The organism is Ligilactobacillus sp. ESL1201 (assembly GCF_058503265.1).
In genome coordinates, this window is record NZ_CP196362.1 from 1,105,154 (window position 1) to 1,128,435 (window position 23,282).

18 protein-coding genes are annotated in these 23,282 nt (G+C 45.2%); 4 read left to right on the plus strand and 14 right to left on the minus strand.

From position 1 onward, the window contains the following. Positions 1 to 140 precede the first annotated feature (140 nt). Both ACSYSK_RS05605 and ACSYSK_RS05610 read left to right on the plus strand, forming a co-directional pair. Positions 141 to 422: a hypothetical protein gene (locus tag ACSYSK_RS05605; protein ID WP_491714176.1), complete on the plus strand. Its 282-nt coding sequence runs from the start codon at positions 141 to 143 to the stop codon at positions 420 to 422. A 91-nt stretch (positions 423 to 513) separates the two neighbouring features. Continuing rightward, positions 514 to 1,002, plus strand: coding sequence for a universal stress protein (locus tag ACSYSK_RS05610; RefSeq protein ID WP_491714177.1), 489 nt, complete (start codon positions 514 to 516; stop codon positions 1,000 to 1,002). A gap of 257 nt (positions 1,003 to 1,259) precedes the next feature. Here ACSYSK_RS05610 and ACSYSK_RS05615 read toward each other — a convergent pair whose 3' ends face one another. The 3 genes from ACSYSK_RS05615 to ACSYSK_RS05625 form a co-directional block, all read right to left on the minus strand. Next, positions 1,260 to 2,534: an ISL3 family transposase gene (locus tag ACSYSK_RS05615; RefSeq protein WP_491714178.1), complete on the minus strand. Its 1,275-nt coding sequence runs from the start codon at positions 2,532 to 2,534 to the stop codon at positions 1,260 to 1,262. A 259-nt stretch (positions 2,535 to 2,793) separates the two neighbouring features. Further along, complete coding sequence (locus tag ACSYSK_RS05620; protein ID WP_491714179.1) at positions 2,794 to 3,351, minus strand: DNA-3-methyladenine glycosylase I; 558 nt, start codon at positions 3,349 to 3,351, stop codon at positions 2,794 to 2,796. 69 nt (positions 3,352 to 3,420) lie between these two features. Next, positions 3,421 to 4,542: a D-alanine--D-alanine ligase family protein gene (locus ACSYSK_RS05625; protein WP_491714180.1), complete on the minus strand. Its 1,122-nt coding sequence runs from the start codon at positions 4,540 to 4,542 to the stop codon at positions 3,421 to 3,423. Between the two features lie 257 nt (positions 4,543 to 4,799). Here ACSYSK_RS05625 and ACSYSK_RS05630 point away from each other — a divergent pair, with 257 nt between their 5' ends. Further along, the gene (locus ACSYSK_RS05630) at positions 4,800 to 6,173 is read left to right on the plus strand and encodes an ISNCY family transposase (RefSeq protein WP_491715848.1); all 1,374 of its coding nucleotides are present in this window, start codon (positions 4,800 to 4,802) and stop codon (positions 6,171 to 6,173) included. Between the two features lie 361 nt (positions 6,174 to 6,534). Here the strand turns inward: ACSYSK_RS05630 and glnA are convergent, their stop codons facing one another. The 9 genes from glnA to rpmG form a co-directional block, all read right to left on the minus strand. Next, entirely contained in the window at positions 6,535 to 7,872 is a 1,338-nt protein-coding gene (gene glnA, locus ACSYSK_RS05635; RefSeq protein ID WP_491714181.1) for a type I glutamate--ammonia ligase, read from the minus strand. 22 nt (positions 7,873 to 7,894) lie between these two features. Further along, on the minus strand, positions 7,895 to 8,278 hold the full coding sequence (locus ACSYSK_RS05640) for a MerR family transcriptional regulator (RefSeq protein ID WP_491714182.1): 384 nt from the start codon (positions 8,276 to 8,278) through the stop codon (positions 7,895 to 7,897). 200 nt (positions 8,279 to 8,478) lie between these two features. Further along, positions 8,479 to 9,405, minus strand: a complete 927-nt coding sequence (gene miaA / locus ACSYSK_RS05645; RefSeq protein WP_491714183.1) for a tRNA (adenosine(37)-N6)-dimethylallyltransferase MiaA — start codon at positions 9,403 to 9,405, stop codon at positions 8,479 to 8,481. A 293-nt stretch (positions 9,406 to 9,698) separates the two neighbouring features. After that, positions 9,699 to 10,109 (minus strand): rhodanese-like domain-containing protein, encoded by a 411-nt coding sequence (locus ACSYSK_RS05650; RefSeq protein WP_491714184.1) that lies wholly within the window; start codon positions 10,107 to 10,109, stop codon positions 9,699 to 9,701. Positions 10,110 to 10,122: 13 nt separating this feature from the next. After that, positions 10,123 to 11,085, minus strand: coding sequence for an ROK family glucokinase (locus tag ACSYSK_RS05655; protein ID WP_491714185.1), 963 nt, complete (start codon positions 11,083 to 11,085; stop codon positions 10,123 to 10,125). After that, positions 11,060 to 11,302, minus strand: coding sequence for a YqgQ family protein (locus ACSYSK_RS05660; protein WP_491714186.1), 243 nt, complete (start codon positions 11,300 to 11,302; stop codon positions 11,060 to 11,062). The genes ACSYSK_RS05655 and ACSYSK_RS05660 overlap by 26 nt, the downstream gene beginning before the upstream one ends. 21 nt (positions 11,303 to 11,323) lie before the next feature. Then, complete coding sequence (locus ACSYSK_RS05665) at positions 11,324 to 11,983, minus strand: rhomboid family intramembrane serine protease (protein WP_491714187.1); 660 nt, start codon at positions 11,981 to 11,983, stop codon at positions 11,324 to 11,326. After that, the gene (locus ACSYSK_RS05670; protein ID WP_491714188.1) at positions 11,976 to 12,536 is read right to left on the minus strand and encodes a 5-formyltetrahydrofolate cyclo-ligase; all 561 of its coding nucleotides are present in this window, start codon (positions 12,534 to 12,536) and stop codon (positions 11,976 to 11,978) included. Before ACSYSK_RS05670 ends, ACSYSK_RS05665 begins: the two co-directional genes overlap by 8 nt. 53 nt (positions 12,537 to 12,589) lie before the next feature. Next, positions 12,590 to 12,739 (minus strand): 50S ribosomal protein L33, encoded by a 150-nt coding sequence (gene rpmG, locus ACSYSK_RS05675; protein ID WP_010496280.1) that lies wholly within the window; start codon positions 12,737 to 12,739, stop codon positions 12,590 to 12,592. Between the two features lie 215 nt (positions 12,740 to 12,954). Between rpmG and ACSYSK_RS05680 the strand changes: the two genes are divergently transcribed. Further along, entirely contained in the window at positions 12,955 to 15,567 is a 2,613-nt protein-coding gene (locus ACSYSK_RS05680; RefSeq protein ID WP_491714189.1) for a YfhO family protein, read from the plus strand. On the opposite strand, the gene addA is transcribed toward ACSYSK_RS05680, so the two are convergent. Together addA and ACSYSK_RS05690 are read right to left on the minus strand one after the other, a co-directional pair. Then, entirely contained in the window at positions 15,560 to 19,564 is a 4,005-nt protein-coding gene (addA, locus tag ACSYSK_RS05685; protein ID WP_491714190.1) for a helicase-exonuclease AddAB subunit AddA, read from the minus strand. The two genes, ACSYSK_RS05680 and addA, sit on opposite strands and share 8 nt — an antisense overlap. Further along, on the minus strand, positions 19,565 to 23,257 hold the full coding sequence (locus ACSYSK_RS05690) for a PD-(D/E)XK nuclease family protein (RefSeq protein WP_491714191.1): 3,693 nt from the start codon (positions 23,255 to 23,257) through the stop codon (positions 19,565 to 19,567). Between the last annotated feature and the right edge of the window lie 25 nt (positions 23,258 to 23,282).

Sequence of the window (23,282 nt, forward strand, 5' to 3'; positions counted from 1 at the left end):
GGCCTGCATTTAGCTTTCAGCGGGTTCAACTACAAGAACAATTAACGGTACAAACGGAAAATAGCAAGAGCTTAACTCTTGTGGGGCGGTGCGGATTTTTTCCGGACCGCTTTTTAAATTCAGTATAAAGGAAGATACTCATGACTGCTTTGATCTTAACGATCCTGTTAGGCGCGATCGTGTTATTTTTAGGCTGCTACCTCTTGTTACATCACGACCGTCCATTTTTAATTTTTCATCCGGAAAAACACCGCGGCTTAAACGGCTTTTGCGTAGTGATGGGCGTGATCTTGCTGCTCTGCGGCAGCGTTACGATTGTAACCGGCTTTTGGCAACGATTAAGTCTCATGTTATTAATGCTGGTATTGGACGCCGTTTGTTCGCTGATCCTCTCATTTGTTTTGTGGGCTTACAGCCTCTAAAACCAATAATTTACTTTTCCAAAACCGATTACACTTTTAATTTGCCGCTAAAATGGTTAAAATAAAGTTAAGTCAGAAAGGGTGATTTTAGATGCTGCAAACATATCAAAACATTTTAGTACCAGTCGATGGTTCTTATGAAGCCGAGTTAGCTTTTAAAAAAGCAATCAGTGTCGCACAACGTAACGGTAAAGATAGCTCCTTACACCTAGTCCACGTCATTGACACGCGCGCCTTTCAAAATATTTCTAGTTTTGATTCCACTATGGTCGCACAGGTTACCAGTACCGCCGAAAAAACGATCAACGAATACATCACACAAGCCAAAGATGCCGGCGTGACTAACGTCGACTATTCGATCGAATACGGTTCTCCTAAAGTCGTGATCACTAAAGACCTGCCCAAAGAAAAACAGATCGATCTGATCATGATCGGCGCCACGGGGTTAAATGCAGTCGAACGGATCCTGATCGGTTCTGTCACCGAATACGTGACCAGAAATGCCAGTTGTGACGTTTTAGTCATCAGAAGCGACTTACAAAATAAACCAGCACTTAATAAAAAAGAACAAACTAAATAAACGAGCACTATTTTAATACCAAAAAAGGGACTGGGACAAAATTTCGTTTTGTTCCAGCCCTAGTTTTGGTTCTTTGTCAACTAGTGTTGATGGAGAATTTTCCAACCACTTAGATCAAAATTGGTCTAGGTGGTTTGTTGTTTTTAAGTCGTTTTTTGTTTTTAATTAATTTCACTTTTAATTTTTAGTAATTTAGGCGTGTTTTCCCGCTTTTAACGTACACTAAATAAGCCTCCTACTTGATCAAATTTTTTGAATTAATTCAGTATTGAAAGCTTACTGGTACATTCTAAAATGACCCGTAACTTGAAATTAAACCAGTTTCTAAAACCAAAACTCGTCCGTTTAATCCCTTTGATCTTACGGTTCATGCCCTCTAAGGGGCCGTTACTATAGCGATACCGACAACTATTTACCACTGCCACCAGATTCTTCTTGAGCGATTTTATTGGCTGGTCAAATTCATTATCTAGCTTATGGTAATTACTCAATGTGGTAATTATTGTTGCACTATCGTGTTCTTTGAGCGCCGTTAAAATTTTTTGGTAGACTTCATAAGCTGCCTTGAACCCGGAATCTAGCTCTAACCCTTGATAGACCAAACGAACGTCAGTATCAGTGCGCTTGATTCCTGGATGATAACGCAGTTTAACGGCCTCAAGGTCGTTAAAATTTTTTAAAAATAAACGCCAATAACGCTTCAACAGCTTATATTCAAACGAACTTTTGGGATACTTTTTCATTACGCGAGTGCGCATTGAATTCAGCGCACGGTTTAACATCTGTACAATATGAAAACGATCAACGATCACTGCTGCTTGCGGAAAAAGTTCAGGAATAAATTTAAGATAAGCCGCGTTTAAATCGACGACTACTGTCTTTACTTTATGGCGCTCTGTCAGGGAAAATTCCTGAAAATAAGCTTTAATCTCGCGGGTCGTGCGCCCGGGTAAAATATCCAATAATTCATGAGTATCGGCGTCCATTACAATAAAACTATAGCCGTGACCCATGACTTTGATTTCATCGAATAACAGGTGAGCTGGTAGAGTTGTTGGTTTAGCGACTAGTAACTGCTGATTATCTTGGTTGATAAATCTTTGGACGGTACTGGCACTGATCCTAAAACGCTGGGCAATTTCACGTAAAGCCACGTTTTTGGTTGCCTCTAGGGTGATCATTTGATGGACCGTTCTAGAAATTTGACAGTGTGACGCCACTAACGAAGTTTGTGCCATCATTGTAGTTTGACAGTGGCGACACAAAAAGCGTTGCTTTTTAAGTGCTAAATAAAGTGGGTGGTGAGAATCAGCACACAGCTGAACTAAGGTAGATTTTAATCCATGTTTGACCACTTTTCCTGTGAAACCGCAGTTTAAACAGCGGTTAAGTGAATAAGTCAGATTAGCGTGAAATACAAGAGCTGGTTTCTTTTTGATAATTTCCTGACTGAGGGGATATTTTTCATCAAAATTGATGTTTTTATCTGTAATTCCGAGCCAAAGTTTGATAAGATAATTTGTGGAAAGCATTGCCTTCATCAATTGGTTTTGGTCGACTTAATTGTAACACGGAAAAGCGCAATGCTTTTTCTTATACCTAAATTTAAATTGGTATACAAAAAAACAAGCATTGATTTTTCGTCATCAACACTTGTTAGTATAGAACCTTTGTTTTCCGCAAGCAATGCGTTCGTCAGGCCAGCAGTCTAGGTCCTAGTCCGCACCTGCTAATCGGCTTAACTCACAGCTTTTTAAGCGTGCTCCAAAAAAGCAGCAGTTAGTGGCAACTCTATTTTTCGTATTTATTCGGGCAAGTTTCTAAGTGGTCGTTGACAACTCCCGTAGCTTGCAACCACGAATAAATGATCGTCGGTCCGACAAACTTAAAGCCCAGCCGCTTGAAGTCCGCGGTGATCTGGCGGGATAGCGGTGTTTGGGCCGGGACCTGTTGCGCGTGGTGCCAGTGATTGACCAACGGGTGGCTGACGTAGCCCCATAGTAACTCATTTAAGCCGCTACCATTTTGCTGTAGTTTTTGTACCACCCGTGCATTAGTTAGCACGGCAGTGATCTTACGATGATTTCTAATGATCGCCGGGTCGTTTGCAATTCGTTCTAGTTGTTTTTCATCCAGCAAAACGAGGTCGTTCACCACAAAATTACAGAAGTCCTTTTTAAACGCGGCGCGCTTTTGCAATACCGTCTGCCAACTTAAGCCCGCCTGCATGATCTCTAAGCTCAATAACTCAAATAACAACCGCTCATCGTGCGTTTCTTTGCCCCACTCGTGGTCATGATACTCACACAGCTGCGGACTGGCATGGTACGCCCAACTACACTTAGTCATTTCATCAACCCCTTACCAATAAATACGCAAAAAACCGTAGCCCGTCGTTTGACTACAGTTTTTTTAACACTAACCGCGAATTTTTTTACCGACGTGTTCTTGTCCCAAAGAAACAAAGTCGTAGTGTAACTGTTCATCTTCTGCAAATTGTTCTTGGGCCAACTCGATCAGATGGTCTAATAACTGCGAGTAACCGATCCCCGACACTTCCCACAACTGCGGGTAAAGCGAAATATTGGTAAATCCTGGCAACGTGTTAACTTCACTAAAGTAAGGCACACCCTTTTTTGACACCAAAAAGTCCATTCGTGCCAACCCACGATTGCCCAACACCCGAAATGCAGCTAACGACATCTGCTGAATTTCCGTAGTCAAAGCCGGTGGCAAGGTTACCGGGATCTGGAAAACGACCCCCGAGGCATCGACAAATTTATTATTATAGTCATAAAACTCATCGCCACTCGGAATATTGACCGCCCCTAGTTTGGAAGCCTGTAAGTCATGATTCCCCAGCACCGAACATTCGATCTCGCGCGGCTCCGCAATCGCTTCTTCTACTAAAACCTTATGGTCGTATAAAAATGCGTTGTGCAATCCCTGCTCATATTCTTTTTGGTTATGGACCTTACAGATCCCCACCGAAGAACCCTGGCGTGCCGGTTTAATAAATAACACCTCGCCCAGCTGCGCGACAACTTGCTGGTATGACAGTCGTTCTTGCGGCGTGACCGTGACGTACTTGGTATTACGAATATCGTGTAACGTCAATAGCTGTTTAGTCAGGTCCTTGTCAAAAGAAAGCGCAGAAGAGGCCACTCCACTACCGACCCACGGCTTATGTAGTAGCCGAAACAGCGCCTGCACCGTGCCATCTTCTCCCATATTCCCGTGGATCACGGGAAAGAAAACGTCAATTCCACGAACTTCAGCCAAATTTTGCAGGTTAGCCAGCGGATCGTCAAAATCCACTCGTTGTAACGCCTGCTCGACGACTTGCTGTTCGTTCTCACCAGCAAAAATACGTTGTGAATCTTTATTACCCAACAAAAAACCATCCTTAGAGATCATAAAAACGGAAACTTCGTATTTATTTTGGTCTAAGGCATCATAGATATTATGAGCCGAACGCTTGGAAACGTCATGTTCTGACGAATTACCACCAAATAATAAAGCAACGTGTAATTTTTTCATGGTATAAAACCACCCTATTAGTTATTTACTATACGGTTTTTCTATTATACGGAGTAGTTTGTCACATTATAACACGAACACTGTGGTAGCAAAAGTAAAAAAAGAACCGAAACAAATTGATGTCATTCACATCTGATAATGTCTTAAGTAATCACACGAGAAAATGTCTCAAATAACTAGAAAAATTCCTCCGCTTCTGCCAAAATAATTAGGCAAATTATACAGCGGAGGATCTTATGAGAAAGGTTTACTTAACGATGAAAGAAGCACACAAATATCGAATTATCAAAAACGTAGCTGAAGGTAAAATGCCTAAAACTAGAGCTGAGGTTCAACTAGGGGTAACCAGACGTCAGATTGATCGGTTACTTGTCCGTTACAGAACAATTGGTAAATCAGCTTTTATTCACCAAAATCGTTTGAAAAAGCCCAAGCACGCACTTTCCCAAACAACACGTTCAACTATCGTTGAACTGTATCAAACAAAATACGTCGGCGCTAATTTCACTCATTTTACGGAATTATTAGCCGAACATGAAGACCTTAAATTCAGTCGGTCAACAATCGCTAATATCTTAAAACAAGCGAATATTTTATCGCCTAAGGCTCATCGGCGAACCAAACGACTGCACCGAGAAAAGCTCCGAAAACAAGCTATGAAAACTAAAACAGTCGCTAAATCAGATAAAATTTTAATTCCAGGAGAAACTCACCCTAGTCGCCCACGTAAAAAATATTTTGGTGAATTAATCCAAATTGACGCTAGTGACCACTTATGGTTTGGCAAGCAAAAAAGTCATTTACACGTGGCAATTGATGACGCAACTGGAACTATCGTTGGTGCTTACTTCGATCATCAAGAAACCCTCAAGGGTTACTACCACGTTTACCATCAGATCCTAACCAATTATGGCATTCCATATGAATTTTTCAGTGATCGGCGAACGGTATTTGAATATCAACGCAAACACCAAAAACAGGTTGAAAATGATACTTTTACGCAATTTGGTTATGCTTGTCAACAACTTGGAACTAAGATTTCGACCAGTTCTATTCCACAAGCAAAAGGGCGAGTTGAGCGTCTCTTTGAAACGCTACAATCTCGCCTAATCACTGAATTACGTATTCATCAAGTAGCTACGCTAGCTGCGGCCAATGTATTCCTAGATTCCTACATCGAAAGATACAATGCGCAGTTTGCCCTACCGATAAATGATACCACATCAGTGATGGAAAAAGCACCCGTAACAACTAAATTAAATCTAATTTTGGGCACTTTAACTACTCGTAAGATCAATACAGGTAATCACTTTTCATTCCATAAACAGGCTTATTTACCGGTCACATCGACTGGAAAAGGAGTTTATTTTCAACGTGGGACAGAGGTGTTGGTTATCAAAGCCTTTGACGGTGAATTGTACGCTTCGATCGCTGAAGGTTTATATCGTGTGCGTCGCTTAGCGGCACATGAGTTACGATCCCAGGAATTCGACGCCGTACCTCAAAAACAAAAAGCGAAAAGAAATTACATTCCACCGCTTTCGCATCCCTGGAAAGCAGCCAGTTTTAACCGCTATTTAGCTAAACGCGGGATCACACAAGCAGAATTTGAACAGGAGCGCTACGCTTAGCACAGCTTTTTTCGTCGGTCGACTCAGATTAAAGCAACACATCGCCTTACAGAGGTCAAGGGCGGCGTAGCCGTTTATTTTACCCTTGACCTTCTGTGAGGCGGTGTGTTAGGCAACCATTTCGACTGACAAAAAAGCTGAGCATCCCCTTTTTTCAGAGGGAGATAGCCCAGCGGCTTGAGCGCTAATTACTCGCTAATGTTTATATTTTTTTGAGACATTTTCAAAAACGATTGACAAAGTAAAAAAAGAACCGAAACAAATTGAATTTTGCTTCAGTCCCTCTTTGAGTGATGATCGTAACCGGTTTACGCCTAGTCACGCCTCAAACTAAGCTAGTGCTCAAACCCTTTTTTCATTTTTAATACTGTTCAAAGTACTGCTTGTGCTCCCATTCGGAAACTTCTTGCCGGTAAGAATCCCATTCTAGGTTTTTACCTTCAATAAAACTAGCCGTCAAGTGTTCACCCAAAGCCGCTTTGATCACTTCATCTTTTTTCAGCGCTTTGATTGCATTGTGCAACGTCGATGGCAGGTCAACGATCCCGTTTTCTTGCCGTTCTTCTTCGGTCATGATGTAAATATTGCGGTCAACTGCCTTAGGTGGTTCGATTTGATTTTTCAAACCATCCAACCCGGCCGCCAAGATCGCTGCGATCGCTAGGTATGGGTTAGCAGTCGAATCCACGCTGCGTAATTCCAAACGAGTAGCCGACTTGCGGGCGATCGGCACCCGGATCAACGGCGAACGGTTATGACCGGACCACGCCACGTAAACTGGTGCTTCAAACCCCGGCACCAACCGCTTGTATGAATTAACGATCGGATTGGTAACAGCGGTAAAGCCCCGCGCGTGTTTGAGCAGTCCCCCCAAGAAGTGGTAGGCGTCCTGAGATAAACCGTCTTTAGCAGCATCATCATAAAATACGTTACCATCCTTGTTAAACAATGACATGTTGATGTGCATCCCCGAACCATTGATATTAGCCAAAGGTTTAGGCATGAACGTAGCGTGTAAACCATGCTTTCTAGCGACGGTCCTGACTACCAATTTAAATAACTGAATTTTATCGGCCACGTGTAACGCATCGCTGTATTTAAAATCAATTTCCTGTTGGCCGGGAGCAACTTCATGATGCGCAGCTTCGACGTCAAAGCCCAGTTTTTCCAATTCCAACACGATGTCGCGGCGGCAATTTTCACCTAAATCGACCGGAGCTAAGTCAAAATAACTACTTTGATCCGTCAACTCCAGGGTTGGTTTGTCTTCCTTGACTTTAAACAAGAAGAATTCTGGTTCCGGTCCAATGTTAAATTTGGTGTAACCTAATTTTTCGATCCCCCGTAATACGCGGATCAAATTATTACGCGGGTCACCAGCAAACGGCGTCCGGTCGGCGTTATAGACCGTGCAAGTAATGCCTGCTACCCTACCATGCTCGTCGCCCCACGGAAAAATGATCCAAGTCGACAAGTCCGGATACAACCACATATCGCTTTCTTCGATCCGGACAAAACCGTCGATCGAGGAACCGTCAAACATGATTTGGTTATCCAACAATTTATCGAGTTGACTGACTGGAATTTCGACCGTCTTCACGGTTCCGTATAGATCCGTAAACATTAACCGTAAAAACTGAACATTTTCTTCCTGTGCCATTTTACGAATATCGTCTTTGGTATACTCTGCTGGTTTCATTTACCTGCTCCTTTGTTAGTCGTCACAATATTTTAGTTTGTCGTCCCGCTGTTTTATGATCAAATCCACCGATCTTCCTAAACTCATCACGCAAAATCTGCCTGACATCTGCATCGGTCAAATTTCGTTGCAGCTTTCTTTTCTTGGCGTCTTGTTCTTTTTGTTGTTGCAAGTACAGACGCCTGATCCCCGCCATATTAATGCCCTCGCTCAAATAATCCTTGATCTCCAACAAACGATCAATGTCATTAAGCGAATACAAACGGCGGTTAGCCTCACTGCGTTTGGGTATTACTAATTCCTGTTGCTCATAGTAGCGGATCTGCCGGGCTGAAAGGTCGGTCAGTTTCATGACTGTACCGATCGGCAAAACTGACAGCGAACGACGCAATTCTTTTTCTGTCATTCTTACCCCTCCTTCAAACCACGAACCAATTCTAGCAAGTTAGCTTTCCAATGTCAATACTTCATGTCACATTTTATAACATGAAATTTAAATTCGTTTTACTAGCAAGACTTAACCGACCGAGTAAAAATAAAAAAACAGCAGTTTAAGGGCAGGCAAAAGCCAAAATTAGACTATACCAAAGTTAATACGGGTTACTCTTATTGCTGCAGCCAGGTATTCACTAAAGCAAATAACTGCTCTTTTTGCTCCGGGTGTAAGATCAAGTCAAACCAGTGCACCTGCATCTGATTACGAAACCAGGTCAACTGTCTTTTCGCGTAGTGGCGGGAATCTTTTTTCAAACGTGCTATCCCCGACGCTAATTTTTCCTTACCCGCCAGGTAGTCAAACAATTCCTTATACCCGATCGCTTTTCCGGCTGGCAACGCCGTTCCCCCCAAGTGGTATAAGTAACGCGCTTCGTCCACCAATCCCGCTTGCATCATCTGGTCAACTCTTTGTTCAATTCGTTGATACAGAAGTTTTCTTTCGGTATTTAATCCGATGATCAACGGGTCTAATTCTTGGTTAGCACTAGTAGTTTGCGCGGAAAATAATTCGCCGGTCTGCTCGTAAAACTCTAACGCCCGGACTACACGTACCACGTTATTGACCGGGATCTTAGCCGCGGCAGCCGGATCTACTCGCTCTAACCGAAGCCACAAAGCCTGCTTACCCTCTTGGCGGGCGATCTTCGCTAATTTTTCGCGGATCTGCGGGGTTTTTTTCGTATAACTATTCCCTAACCGATAATTATTCAGTAATGCTTGCAGGTAAAATCCGGTCCCGCCAGCAATGAGCGCCAACTTGTGTGCAGCGGCGATCTGGGCTAAATATTGGTGGGCCCGCTCCACGAAATCCGCGGCCGAAAATCGTTGATCGACGTCTAAAATATCCAGCATATAGTGCTTGATACCCTGCATTTGTGCGGGTTTGACCTTTGCTGTGCCAATATCTAGGTGCCGGTAAACCTGCATCGAATCCCCCGAAATGATCTCCGCGTTAAACCGGTGCGCTAACTCTAAGGATAACTCACTTTTTCCCACCGCCGTAGGTCCAACTACTAATAGTACTTTTTGTCCCACTACTTTACCTCCTTCAGCTAAAAAAGGGGACCGGGACAAAACTCCGTTTTGTTCCAGCCCCCTTTTTGTTTTCCGTAAACAATAGACTTAATCGCGTTTTTCAAGCCAGCAGTCTAGGTCCTAAGGACACTGGCAAACAAATCCAAGTACAGGTTTTACTTGTCAGTACCACTTAGTCTCCGACTACAAACCGGCTTGGCTCACAGCTTGTTTGATCATGCTCCAAAAAGCAGCAGTTTGTCCCAACTCCTACAAATGATAGTCTAATTTAATTACGTTGCTGAGCGGCTCGATTAATTCTTTTTCTTTTTCCCGTCCCACTTCGCAAAACCAGTCTTTAAAATATATAGCTGCCGGTAACCTTTTTTGTATAACTTAGCAGCCGTGCGCACCGAAATCGATTTACCAGTATCATAAAGATACACCGGCATGTCCTTGCGCAAACTGCCTTCAAAAAGCTTGAGTTGGGAATAGGGAACGTTTCTTGCGCCCAAAATATGCCCGGACTTAAACATATCCGATTCACGCACATCGATCACCTGCGCTTTATGCATTCCTTTTTTAAATTCCTCGTTAGTTAAACTCGTTGCGTACCGTCTACCCAACAAATAAGTATAAAACTGAGTACCAAAAATACCAGCCAAAATCAGTACCAACACAATGTCGATCCAACCCCAGACCGATAAATTACCTAACAAATACATTGAACAGCCTCCATTAATCAGTAATAAACTGCAACGCCAGCGATGCGGCGCCTAATAAACCAGCATCGTTACCCAACTGCGCTAAATTGATCGTTGTGGACTCACGCACCGTTGGAAACGCAAACTGCCGGAAATTTTGCACCACTCGTTCCAATAAGAAATCACCAGCCGCCGAAACTCCGCCACCGATCACGATATATTTAGGATTCAGTAAGGAAGCGACGTTGGCACAGGCCAAGCCCAAATAATAACCGACCTGTTCGGCTACCTTAAGCGCCAAAATATCATCTTGTTTAGCCCAATCAAAGACATCTTTAGCACTGACGTCTTGTCCGGCATCCAGTGCTTGTTTCAACTGCGATGCCCCCGCGAATTCTTCGGCTAGATCCCGGGCCAAACGAACGATCCCAGTCGCCGAAGCGTAAGTTTCAAGGCAACCGTGGTTACCACATGTACATTCATAACCGTTGGGTGCGACCACAATGTGGCCTAACTCACCAGCGGCGCCCATGCCATGCAGCAGTTCGCCATTACTGATGATTCCACCGCCAACACCGGTCCCTAACGTAATGAAAACTACGTCTTGGGCCTGATTGCCAGCACCTTGCCACTGTTCACCCAAAGCGGCCACGTTAGCGTCATTGTCCAGCGCAAATTTGATCCCCGTTTGACTTTGGATCGGTCCCTTGACGTTTTGCCTGGTCTTCCAGTTCAAGTTGTAAGCACCGATGACGGTTCCATCGGCAGCAACCGTCCCTGGCGTTCCCATTCCGATCCCCCCGAACTGAGAAGCCGACAGTTGATACATCTCTAGGTGATGGTTAATAGAGGAAATGATATCAGGAACGATGTGGGTACCCTCATCCATAATATTAGTTTCAATACTCCACCTCTGCTGGATCTGTCCGGCAGGAGTTAAGATCCCAAATTTAATAGTCGTACCACCTAAATCAATGCCAATCAACTTTTTTTCCATTACCAGTCTTCCCTTCAAGTGGATCTTCTTCTTCGCGCCGGTGCTCGTGTGCTAAAACCAATTTTGCCTTAACAAACACCTGTTTTTCCAGCACACCGGCCTGATACAAATGATCTAATTCTAGGGCCATCAATTCAATGTCCCACAGGCGTTTACCAACATAAACAAAAACCCCAAAACGTTTTAATAATTGCTGGACATCGTAAAGTGTTTTCACGTGTGTGCCACCTTCTTATTATTATACTGAATTCGTCTTTAACCCCGCAAGTGCTAAGCCACCATAAAGCACGAGCAACGCTAGTAACGCCACCGCTTTTTTGGTAGGTGAGATCTTGCCTAAATGAGCGGTTCCTACTATGTACCCCGTCAAAAAACCTGCGATCAAGCCGCCGAGATGACCAGCCAAGTCAATGCCGCGCAGACCGATCCCTAAATTTAAGACCACGAGTAACAAAAACTGCTTTGCCGTAGTCCTAATGTAAGGATCTTGCCGGTAAGATTCTCCCAGCATTAAAAATGCGCCGAATAAACCGAAGATCGCGGTACTAGCCCCCGCAGAGATGGCCGGATTAAACGCAAAACTGGCCAGGTTACCACCCAAGCCACTCAGTAAATATAAGAGTACAAAATGCCACTTACCAAATAACATTTCGATCTGCAAGCCAATAAAATAAAGCGTCACCATATTTAACGCCAAGTGCTGCCAGCCGATATGGATAAACATCGGTGCTAATAGTCGCCACCACTGCCCTTGAGCGATCAAAAAATTGACCTTTGCCCCGAAATGAACTAACACCGCGGTATTTTGACTACCACCCGCTAATGTCATTACGAGATACACCAAAACATTGAATGCGATCAACCAATAAGTAGCGCTAGGCCGCTGCTGTCTATTCATGATCAACTTCCTTTACCGTTGACACCACCCCGTTCGGCCGTGCCAAGTAATCGACTTGCTGATCGGTCGCGGTGACCGGCCAGGTCGTGTGCGTAAAATAACGAGCTTCATCGGCTAACCCGACCGTACAAGTAGCATAACGTGCCAAAAAACGGTCATAGTAACCACCGCCATAGCCGATCCGCTGGCCGCTTGCACTAAACGCAACTCCAGGAACTACCACTAAATCAAGCGCGTCGTTCACACAAACTTGTGGCGTCTGGGGCTCCCAGATCTGCCAGCGATTTTGCTCCCACCGACCGTTTGGCTGAAGTAAAATAAAATCCATTTTACCCGCCGCCCGTACCTTAGGAACGGCGACTTTTTTGCCCGCCAATAACGCGGCGACTACTAACGGTTGCGTAGCAATTTCGTTTGCGGTGCTGATAGTTACCCCGATCGTATTTGCTCGTTGCCAAATTGTAGAGCGCACCAAATGCAAGGTCAAACCAATTTCTGGCCCTTGCTTGAGTTGCTGTAGTTGTTTTTGCCGTAATTTTTTCTTAGTTACCATCTAGTTGCTAAATTTCTCCGTATAGAAAAAAACAACAGGAACGCTTCCTGTTGTTACTTTGTTTCACGATGTAAGGTCACTTTATGGTCCCGCGGGCAGTACTTCTTAAGTTCTAAGCGATCCGGATTGTTTCGCTTATTCTTGCTGGATAAGTATGTCCGTTCATGACATTCAGTACATTCTAAGGTAATGTGTACACGCATCTTAAATCCTCCAAACTCTAACTTCTTTAATACCTATTAACGGTAAACATGATAACATTTTTTTCCCGACATTACCAGTATTTTTCCGCTAAAACTTTTCGCTTTTCGGCATAAACTAAAATTTCTGTAATTTATCAGTATTTTGATGCCAATTCAACAATTGGTATGGTACGCTAAGGTACGAGATAATTATTACATACGAAAGGTTTTTGACATTGAATAATCGACTAATACTTTACTGCAAAAAACACTACCCACTGTTACTCAGTTTTTGGCTACCAGTTTTACTATTACTGGGCTATTTTATTTACCGGCAAATGTTTCCCTTTGGCAACAGTTCCCTGCTGACCGTCGACATGGGCCAACAATACGTTGATTTCTTTGCTTTTTACCGCCACACCTTACTGCACGATCCGACCAGCTTTTTTTATTCTTTCAGTAAGGCGTTGGGCGGACCCATGTTAGGCGAGTTTGCCTATTACCTAATGAGTCCGTTTAATTTAGTGTTACTGTTGTTTCCCGGTAAATTTTTACTGGCCGGGATCATGGCGGTCACTTTACTAAAATACGGCTGCGCGGGTTATACTCTAGGGCGCTTACTACTCAAACAAAAGATTCAAAGCAAACTAATGATCCCCACCTTTGCCTTTGCTTACGCATTAATGGGCTGGGGGATCGCTAACCAACTTAACTTGTTATGGCTAGACGGGCTGGTTTTTTTACCCCTGATCGTCAACGGGTTACTCAACTTATTGCGCCAGCAAAAGGGCAGTAGCTATTCCCTGTGGTTAGCCGTGCTGTTTATCAGTAACTACTACATCGGTTATATGGTAGCACTTTTCTTAATTTTATTTTTCTTATTCACGTTGGCCACCCGCTTTAGCTCTTTGAAACAGGCGCTAAAAGACTGTTGGCTTTTTGCCAGTCGTTCTTTACTCGCAGCCGGTAGCGCCGCTTTGATCTTATTGCCAACCTACTCTTCACTGCAGGGAAGTAAGGGGCAATACATGATCAACACGATCCACGCCAAACTAGAATACGACCCCCTCAAGATGCTGGCCAAATTCAGTTTAGGCGCCTTTGATTTCAAACAAATGCCGTCAGGATTACCGAATTTATTTGTCAGCACCCTGGTTTTGTGCGGCTTTTTGCTTTTCTTTTTAAACCGCCATTTCAATTGGTCTACTCGCTTAGCTGCCCTAGCAGTCAGCGCGTTTTTATTTTTATCACTGTGTTTTGAGCCACTGGACCTTTTGTGGCATGGCATGCAGTTTCCGGTCTGGTACCCGTACCGTTTTTCGTTTGTCGTTTCCTTTTGGCTGCTTTACTTAGCCGCCATCAATTTTCAGCATGTTAGCGGCCTTAATTACTTTAAATTAACTGCGGTCTCCCTAGTCGAAGCGGGGATCCTAGCTTACTGCGTACTCAACGCCCGCCATTTTTCGTTTATCAACCAAACGACGCTAGTGTTGTCAATTCTATTTGCCCTGCTGACCTTAGCCGGACTCTGTTTAAAAAGCCGCTGGCAACATCCGCTTATTTTGCTGGTCGTCGTTTGCGAGGTGCTGACCAACGCGGCCTTGTCTTTGAATAATATCAGTTACTTAAAAGAACGGGAGTACACACCGACCACGGCGGTTTTAAGCACTGATCGTCAAGAGCTTCCTCAAGACGCCGCTTATAACCGCGTGGGCCAAACGTATTCGCGCACTAAAAATGACGGCTTAGCCCACGATTTTAGCTCGGGGTCTTACTTTAGTTCTGCGTTAGAAAAAAGTTTGCCCGATTTTTACAGTCAAATCGGCGATCCCGAAGGTGACAATTACGGTGTTTACGCCAACGGCACCCTGATCTCCGACAGTTTATTAGCGATGAAATATTTTCTCCACCAACGCCCTAACGCCAAAAAATTAGCCGCCCTGACCACTAAACCCGACCTCCAAATGGGACGGTTAGTTGCCAGTGACGGCTTAACTCAAATCAGCGAAAATCCGACCGCTATTAGCCTAGGTTACGGTGGTAACTTGGCTTTAAGACAACCTAATCCGGTGATCAATAACCCGATCAGCTATCAGACCAACTGGCTCAATAACGCGTCTGGCTCGTGGCCGACTACGACTTACTTTAAGTCCCAGGATTTTAACCGCGTCATTTTTCAAAATACCAATCAGACTAAAAATCTGACCGGCGCCGTTTTAAAAAGAAAAAAGCCCCACCAAAGTGCCCAAGTCGTCTTTAAGTTTATCGTTCCTACTAACAACTCTTATTACCTGACGATCGGCCCGCAGATGCAAAACAGCAACGTCAGCATTTCACTGGGCGACCGGCCGTTATACCACTACGGCACTTTTCGCCACGCGGTGATCTTAAACATCGCCGCACACGAAAAAGGAACACCGCTGACCATTACCTTGCACCTAAAACACCAGAAGTTAACGCTCGATAATTTCGTCTTGTACCAAATGAACAACAAACTGGTCCAAGAAAAATTGCGCCAGATCAAGCAAGCTTCTTGGCACATTACTCAAAGTAACAGTCGGACTTTGAGCGGCAACTTAACTATCAAAAGCAACGAACAGCTCTTCGCTACCTCCATCCCCTACGACCCGGGATGGAAAGTTAATATCGACGGGAAAGATACCCCGACTTTCAAACTGCAAAATACCTTTGTCGGCACCGCGATCAAACCGGGAAATCACCAGATCACGATGACGTACACCCCGCCGAATTTGCGATTAGGAGTGATTATTTCCGCATTATCGTTACTATTGCTATTGTTGCTGCAGGTATTCGTCCGCCCCAAACAAACCGTGCCCACTACTATTTAGCTCCTGCCAGTTTAATGGCTTGCCTAGCGGGCACTGAATACAGGTACACGGTCAGTTGTGCGGGAGAAACTGCCAGCATATTTTGCAATGCCAACGCATATAAACGCAGCTGCCCTTGGTATTTTGCCACCAGCGATTCCACATTGCCGTCCGGTAAGTGGTCGGTCTTGTAGTCAAACAAGACTACCTGCCCGTCCGTGGTGGTAAAATAGCCGTCGATGATCCCGTGGATCAAGACCGGATCGCTGCCCGCAAGCTGTAAGTCAAATAATTTTTGTGCTGGGTACAGTAAGGAAAGCGGCTCTTCTCTGTGCAAACGCTCCTGATTTGCCAGGATCATCTTGCCTAATTTTGTTTGGTAAAGGCCCGCAATCCCGTCCAAGTCGACCTTAGCCGCTACCTGAGGCGCGAGTAATCCTTGTGCTTGCAGCCGCTCGCTAGTAGCCCGTACACTTTCAGTAGTCACCGGAGCCGTTAGCTCCAATTTTTGGAAGATCAAATGCGTAGCCGTCCCCACTTGTGCCGGGGATGGCTGTTTATTTTGCTCCAAAAATTCCGGTTGCTTAAACCCGTGGTGCAAATAATGGGTTTGTCCTTGATTTTTTGGGAGCTCCAGTTGGGCCATCAACTCGTCGTCTGGGTCAGCAAACAACTGGCGGATGTCTGACACCGACTGGTAAGCGGTCGTGGTCGTTAGTTCTGCTCTCGGGTAAGCAAACTCCATGATCTTCTTATACTCTGCCGGTAACTGTCCGCTTTGTTGCTGCAATTTTAACCAGTCGGATAACGTTTTTTCTTCCCTTTCTTGCGTCTCGGTTATTCCCAAACAATTCTCCGGCCAAAACTCGATCCTAAATTGCGGACAGTGTTGGTCCAACCCCAGCCGTGCACTCTGGTGTTGGTAGCGCGCTAATTTTTCTTGTAGCTGTTCTGCTTGCTCACCGTGCTGCAAAATCGCGGTCAACCCGTGTTGGACGGTGATTTGGTCGTTTTCACGAGTATAGCGAACAACATTTTTACTGGTAGGCGTCAGGCAACGTAACAGCGCCGCTAACGTCCAGTCGAAATAATTAGTGGTCTTACTCTGACGCATGCGGGCAGCCAACAACAACTGATCGTCGTTTAAATAAGAAAGAGCCGTGTTTAACGCGCTAGTGACGTCTTCGTGTTCCCCCACCAAATACAAGCGCTGTTCCGCACGGGTAAGTGCCACGTAGAGTTTCCGCATTTCTTCGGCAATCATTTTTTTCTGAGCTTTTTGTTCGATCGCCAAACGGACCGGTGTTTTAAACTTAACTTGGATCTGGCGCCCATTTTGCTCGACCGTTTTAAGATAATCGATTCCCAGGCCTAAATGCTGGTCTAACACGTAATTAGTGGAATTGAGTTCTTTAAAATTAAAGCGCCGGTGGGTGTTGAGCACAAAAACTACCGGAAATTCTAATCCTTTACTCTGGTGGATCGTCATGAAACGCACCGCATCGGTGCCGTCTTGCACGCTCATTTCGGCTAAATCCTGTTGCTTTTCTTGCATTTTTTGGATAAAACGCACAAACTGAAAAATCCCCTTAAAACTCGACTGTTCGTAAGCAGATGCCCGGTGATAAAGTGCGTGTAAGTTTGCCTGACGCTGCTTTCCCCCCGGCATTCCTCCCGCGTAATCCAAAAAACCAGTCCGTTCGTAAATGTACCAGATCAAGTTGGCTAATTCATTGCGCCGACTAAAGACGCGAAACTCGTTTAGCTGTGTCAAAAAATTAGTGACTTTAGTTTGTAACTCGCGTTCACGCGGTGTCATCTCGTCTTGACTTCCCACGTAATTGACCACTGCCTGGTAAAAACTACCGTGCGGTGTTTTGATCCGAAGCAACGCCAGCTGATTTTCGTCAAAATCGTATAGCGGCGAACGCAGCACCGCGACTAACGGAATGTCTTGTTGGGGATTATCGATGATTTTCAACAAGGCCAGCACGATTTGGATCTCAACGGTCTTAAAGTAATTATTCGTATTATCGATCTGTAACGGCAGTTCTTGTTTGTTAAACTCCTCGGCGATCAGCAAGCTATCCCCGCGAGTGGCGGCTAAAACGGCGATATCCCCGTACTCAATAGGCCGCAATTTTCCTAGCTGACGGTCAAATATCATTTGTTGGGTCGCCTTTAACTCTTTGATCTTGTTGATCACTAGCAAAATCTGCGCTTGTTGCTTACTATCAAGGGTAAAATCGCTGTGTTCTTCTTGTTGCTCGTTTACCGCTTGGTGAGACTCATACACCAACAATTCGATGGGTACGTCTTGGTGCGGATAAGCGGTATTGGCCGCGTGCAGGTAGGCCTTGTCATCGTAAGCCAGTTCACCGACTTGAGGATCCATCAACTGTTTAAACAGTAAGTTAGTGAAATCGGCGATATTGGCGACCGACCGAAAATTTTCTTGCAAAATGATTTTTTCTCCGGGGGCGTTGAGTGTTTCCGGGTGCTCCGATTCAACGTATTGTTGGTACTTAGCGTTAAATAACGCGGGGTCCGCCTGGCGAAAACGATAGATCGACTGTTTGACGTCCCCAACCATAAACAAGTTGCCCCGGTCAGGATCAGCTAGTGCCTGCAACAACGCCTCCTGTACGCCGTTAGTGTCCTGGTACTCGTCGACCATGATCTCATGATAGTGTTGCTGTAAACTACTGCGAATCTGCTGACACAATGCTTCTTTTCCCGTCAGTATCCGTAAAGCGTAGTGTTCCAAGTCATTAAAATCCACCACGTGGCGCTGTTTTTTACTGCGCTGGTATTGCTGGCGGAAAGTTAAAACTACCTCACTTAATTTAGCGACCACCTGATAAGAAGCGGTCATCAGTTCAAATAATTGCTGGTGCTCTAGCTTAAAACTTTCTTGGATCTTCTTGAGTTGGTCTTGAGCTTCTTTTAATTGGGCTTTCAGCTGTTCGTTAAGTGCGACCGCGCTGCCCGCTAGATCGTTAGGTTGACTGGCGGATTTAGCCTTGGTCAAAGTCGGACGACCCGCTAATTTTAAATTCAAAACCCGCGCACGCAACTGTTCGTAAGTCACAGCAGGCTGGTCAAATAACGCCAGTATTTCTTGTAACGCTTGTAATTGTTCGCGCTGAACTTCTTGTTTTTGCGCGTACTTAGCCAGTCTATCGCCTTTTCTCTTCTCAAAATCTTTTAAATCACTGTCAACTGCTAGGTTCCAGTAATCTTCCATTGCCGGGCGCAATTTTTCCTCGTAGAGTTGATTACGTGCGCTCAACGTCGCTTCCACCTCTTGTAGTTGCGTCACCAGGAGTTCTTTTAACTCTTCTTGCCACAATTTAGTCGTCGTAAAATCAGTGTCGGGCGCAAAATAATAGTTTTCCTTTAATCGTTCCAACCACTTTTCTGGTGCACTCGTGGCGCTGGCAAATTCATCGGCTCGTAAGACTAATTCGGATAAACCATCATCGTTACGGTCCTTGCCAAAAATTTGCACCAACTTAGCGAACGTCTCTTGTTGTTGCGGCTGGTCTTCTAATTGTTGGTAGTAATTTTCCCGGACCACATTCCACGCATCATCGCGTAACAAGGTCCGCTCCGTTTCGTCCGCTAGCAGTCTAAAATCCGGTTCCAGGTCACACACGTAATAATATTTTTGCAACAGACGTAAGCAAAAAGAATGAAAGGTACTGATATCTGCCGTATTGACCCGTAATAATTCCTGTTTCAAGCGTTTTTTGAGCGCCGGGTTAGTCCTCGTGTGGTTGATCTGGGCGCGCAGTTCTGCCACAAGACGCTCCTTCATTTCCTTAGCAGCCGCTTGCGTGAAGGTCACTACCAGCAAATTAGCCACACTTTGCCCCTGGTAAATGATCTCGCGCAAAATCCGTTCGATCAGCACCTTCGTTTTACCCGAACCCGCCGAGGCCGCCACTAATATATTATGCCCAAAATGAGTCAGTACTTTTTGCTGACTAGGTGTCGGTTTAAAATTAGCTGTCATCTACTTTTCCTTTCCTAACCTTTCCGTGATCTGCTTCCAAATCTGTTGCGGCCCGAGATCTGCAATCTCGTGGTAATTATTAGCCGCAAGCAACGGATCAAACATCATGATCTCCAGGTAATCGGAGTAATCTAAACCGGTGTGATCGCCTAAACGATAGGGAGCAAGGTCGATCTTCCCCGCAAAAATCTGTTGGCGAGCGGCATCGATCTGCTGGTCGTTATACTCCAATAACTCCAGCAATTGCGCCGGCGTTAGCAATAAGTTTTTAGCGGTGGCCGCCTGTACGTTCTTATTTTTCTTAACGTATTTGAGCGGAAAATTAACCGAACTTTGGTCTTGCTCTAGTTCGGGGGCTAAGGCCAATAAAAAGTCATTACCTTCCAGTTGGTCTGCCACGTCTCGCCGAAAGATCCCCTTATACATGTAATTCTTATCGAACTTGACGCTTAGTTTGTTAGCCGGAGCAAGGACCGGGTCAAACAAGTGGAAATAAGACGCACTGCCCAGCTGCGGTTGGGGTTGTAACGTCAACTGGTCTTGTAACTGCGCCGCATTTTTCCCCAGTAATTTGACGTAAAATTGCGGATCTTTCGCCGCATTTTGCAAGGCGCGCAGGTAAGTCAATAGTTGCAATGATAACCCGTGATAGGCGCGCAGTAAAAAATGTTCCATCTTGTTGTCCGGATCACCGGACTTATAATCGACCACGTTTAAGTAGTCTTTTCCCTGCTGGTCTTTTACCAAATCGATCCGGTCGATCCGTCCGTTCAGTAATAACTGCCGATCGCCTTGCTGGTAACGTAGCCCCGGCAAACCGCCTTGCATCCCAAACGTCGTTTCCGTTTTAAGCGTATAAATTGCTTTATTTTGGCGCTGTCTGGTGATTGCATGGGTCACCTGTTCGAGCGTGCGGTTCAATTGCTTTTGAGTATAACGGTAACGCGCACTGCTGTTAAAGATCTTAAAGCCCGGCTGCTGCACCGTTTGCGTCAGTGTTTGCTGCAATAGCTGGTCGAATTGCTCACTAGTAAGAGTCGTCAGCGTCTGACCAGCAGCTAACACATTATTAAAGAAGTGTTGCATTACGTAATGAAAATACTGCCCGGTATCCGTCGACGCCAACTTGAATTCCGCTCGGGGCCGCAAATGCAGTCCATACTGCAAAAAATACTGGTACGGGTTAGCAAAAAAGGTTTCCAAACGCGAGATCGACGAATAAATTTGCTTGCCATACAGCTGACCGACGACTTCTGGATCTAAATACTTGTGTCCGTCAGCACTCGGGGTACTGTGAGGTAAAATTTCGTTATTATAGCCCAGACTGTGCAGTAAAAAATGAGTCCGCTCCGGTAATTTAGCCCGCAAATACTGGTAAAGTCCCCGCCAGGTGGTACTCAGGTTAGCGCCGTTGCGGTAAGCTTGCTGGCTAACAGCGACCAGTTCGGTCAACGTCGTTTGTCGGTTGCCGATCAATGCCAGTAAATCGTCTTGCTCCCAGCCGCTAGCAAACTGTTGCACCGGTAAATCGAAGTGTTGCTTGATGCGTGCCAGCACCGGCGACATTTTTAGCGGTTGACCGTCGTTATCTTGTTGCGGGTAGGAAAACAGTAAGTATTTTTCCCCCAGTAAAAACGCACAGTAATTTTCAAAGGCTTCGTTTGCCATCTGTAATTGCGCTTGTTCGGGTAAATATTTAGTGTCAGCCGCAGCCAACACAGATGCCACCTGTTGCCTGTCTTCATCGCTCAAAAAAGTCTGGTTTTCGATCATTTTAGGCATGACTTCATCGGTAGCGCCTAATACAAATAGTACCGGGCGCTGTTCTAACTGAACGACTCCGGTCTCGGAAAAGATCACTTGGTCTAACGTGGAAGGAACTTGACTGTACTGGGCATTTTCAAAACCACTGCGCAAAATCGCGCTGAATTCCGCTAAGTCCACTTCTTCTTGCCCCAACGCAAGCACATAATCGTCCAGTAAACCACACAATGTATTCCAAACTTCTTCGTGCCTGTTAGTCTGATCTTGGGCCTGCTGGTCGGCCTGCCAGTTTTCTAATTGCTGCTTAACTCCCGTACGTAGTAAAAATGAGACTAACTCGCCAGCTAACTCCCGTCCCGTTTTGACCCGAGCGGTGCGGGCGTAAAAAGTACTTAGGTCTTGGTAAACTTGGCGGCGCAAGGCATTAACGGCCACATTAGCGGGCAATTTAGCCTGGCGCGCCAATTTTTCTTGTGCACTTTCGTTGGGCCGGATCTCGACTCGTTGGACGACCCAATCATCCTTCATTTTCCAGTCGCTTTTAGTAAAATAACCGTTTGCTAACAAGCAATTTTCTAACAGGTCCAAAGTAGTACGAAAGGTTTCTAAGTTCCAGTGAGGTACGGGTAGATCTGGGACGTACAATTCCGTTTTTAGCAGGCGCATCATTTCGCGGTAGGTAAAATTTTGTCCGTCGAGTAATGCCACAACAAATTCGACCAGCGGATGGGCGGCCATCGACTTATTCAAATCGGTAAAAAGAGGGATCTGGTATTCGTGCAAGACGTTTTCCACTATGTTTTGGTAGTCGTTTTGTTTAGGGGTCAGTAACAAAAAATCGCGGTAATGGTACTGACCGCTGGCAACCATTTGCCTAATCTTAGCCGCTACTAGCCGCACTTCTCGGACCCGGTCCGGTGCTTTAGTGATAGTGATCGTTTGGGGATCTGTGAGTGTCACCGGTTTAGTTACTGGCATTTCGGCCAACAAAAAGTCTTCTAATTTGACTAAGTCCGCAGCGACTCGGCAAGCAGTAGCGACCTGATTGGCTACTAGTTCGATGTGATTTTTGACCGCTAGTTGGGTCAGCTGGAAATAGATTTTAGCCGGACGGTAAAATAATGCTCCTGGCTGTTGCAATTGCTCTAATTCTGTCAGGTGGTTACTAGCAACTGTCGGATAATTTTTACTGATCAGTCCGGCCTGCGCTAACACCGAGGGCGCCACAATCAGTCCCACGCGCACCTGTGCTCCCTGTTGTAGCAGCGTCAATAAGACCGCTAATTCCTGGGCGTTAAAGTGGTCAAAGTAATCGAAGATAAAACATTCGTTACTCAAGTCAAGTGTCTGCAAGTATTTTTTAAGTGCCACCAACGCCTCCGCTTGGTCCACGTACTGGTCAGCAAGATAGCCGTTAAATTCACTAAATACTACCGCTAAGTCGTGCAAACGTTGAGCCAGCTCCGGCTTATCAGCTAAATCAGTGGCGAGTTGTTTAACATCCGACGCGTCAAAACCGCCTAATTTTAATTCCAAGAGTTGCTGGGCAAGTTTAACGCTAAAACCCGGACTATTTCTCTCCTTGGTAAAAACGTAAAGCTGTTGTTGGTCTAAATTATGCAAAATATGCGTAACGATCAGCGCCAACCCATTTTCACTGAGTTGCTTTTTGGCCGAAAATGGCTGGTCTTTCAAAAAATACCACGTCAAGCGGGTAAACGAAAAGATCTGCAGACTAGAAGTTGCAAACAGTTCAGTTTTTTGGCGCTGGCGTAAGTGAGCTAACACCGTGACTTCCGACTCGAACTTGATATGATCCGGAACGACGTAAAAGCAGCGTCGTTTTTGTGCCTGCCAGGTTTCCAGTTGCTGCAACACCAACTGTTTGCGCGCGCTGCTGGCTTTTCCCAAGATAAATCCTAACCCCATCACTGACCTCCTATAAAAACAGGGA

Excerpts from the sequence above, each read along its gene's own strand:
- ACSYSK_RS05690 (WP_491714191.1), bottom strand. The coding sequence starts at position 23,257 with ATGGGGTTAGGATTTATCTTGGGAAAAGCCAGCAGCGCGCGCAAACAG.
- ACSYSK_RS05640 (WP_491714182.1), bottom strand. The coding sequence starts at position 8,278 with ATGACAGAAAAAGAATTGCGTCGTTCGCTGTCAGTTTTGCCGATCGGT.
- addA (WP_491714190.1), bottom strand. The coding sequence starts at position 19,564 with ATGACAGCTAATTTTAAACCGACACCTAGTCAGCAAAAAGTACTGACT.
- ACSYSK_RS05650 (WP_491714184.1), bottom strand. The coding sequence starts at position 10,109 with ATGTATTTGTTAGGTAATTTATCGGTCTGGGGTTGGATCGACATTGTG.
- ACSYSK_RS05630 (WP_491715848.1), top strand. The coding sequence starts at position 4,800 with ATGAAAGAAGCACACAAATATCGAATTATCAAAAACGTAGCTGAAGGT.
- ACSYSK_RS05670 (WP_491714188.1), bottom strand. The coding sequence starts at position 12,536 with ATGGTAACTAAGAAAAAATTACGGCAAAAACAACTACAGCAACTCAAG.
- ACSYSK_RS05615 (WP_491714178.1), bottom strand. The coding sequence starts at position 2,534 with ATGCTTTCCACAAATTATCTTATCAAACTTTGGCTCGGAATTACAGAT.
- ACSYSK_RS05605 (WP_491714176.1), top strand. The coding sequence starts at position 141 with ATGACTGCTTTGATCTTAACGATCCTGTTAGGCGCGATCGTGTTATTT.
- ACSYSK_RS05625 (WP_491714180.1), bottom strand. The coding sequence starts at position 4,542 with ATGAAAAAATTACACGTTGCTTTATTATTTGGTGGTAATTCGTCAGAA.
- rpmG (WP_010496280.1), bottom strand. The coding sequence starts at position 12,739 with ATGCGTGTACACATTACCTTAGAATGTACTGAATGTCATGAACGGACA.
- ACSYSK_RS05665 (WP_491714187.1), bottom strand. The coding sequence starts at position 11,983 with ATGAATAGACAGCAGCGGCCTAGCGCTACTTATTGGTTGATCGCATTC.
- ACSYSK_RS05610 (WP_491714177.1), top strand. The coding sequence starts at position 514 with ATGCTGCAAACATATCAAAACATTTTAGTACCAGTCGATGGTTCTTAT.
- glnA (WP_491714181.1), bottom strand. The coding sequence starts at position 7,872 with ATGAAACCAGCAGAGTATACCAAAGACGATATTCGTAAAATGGCACAG.
- ACSYSK_RS05655 (WP_491714185.1), bottom strand. The coding sequence starts at position 11,085 with ATGGAAAAAAAGTTGATTGGCATTGATTTAGGTGGTACGACTATTAAA.
- ACSYSK_RS05620 (WP_491714179.1), bottom strand. The coding sequence starts at position 3,351 with ATGACTAAGTGTAGTTGGGCGTACCATGCCAGTCCGCAGCTGTGTGAG.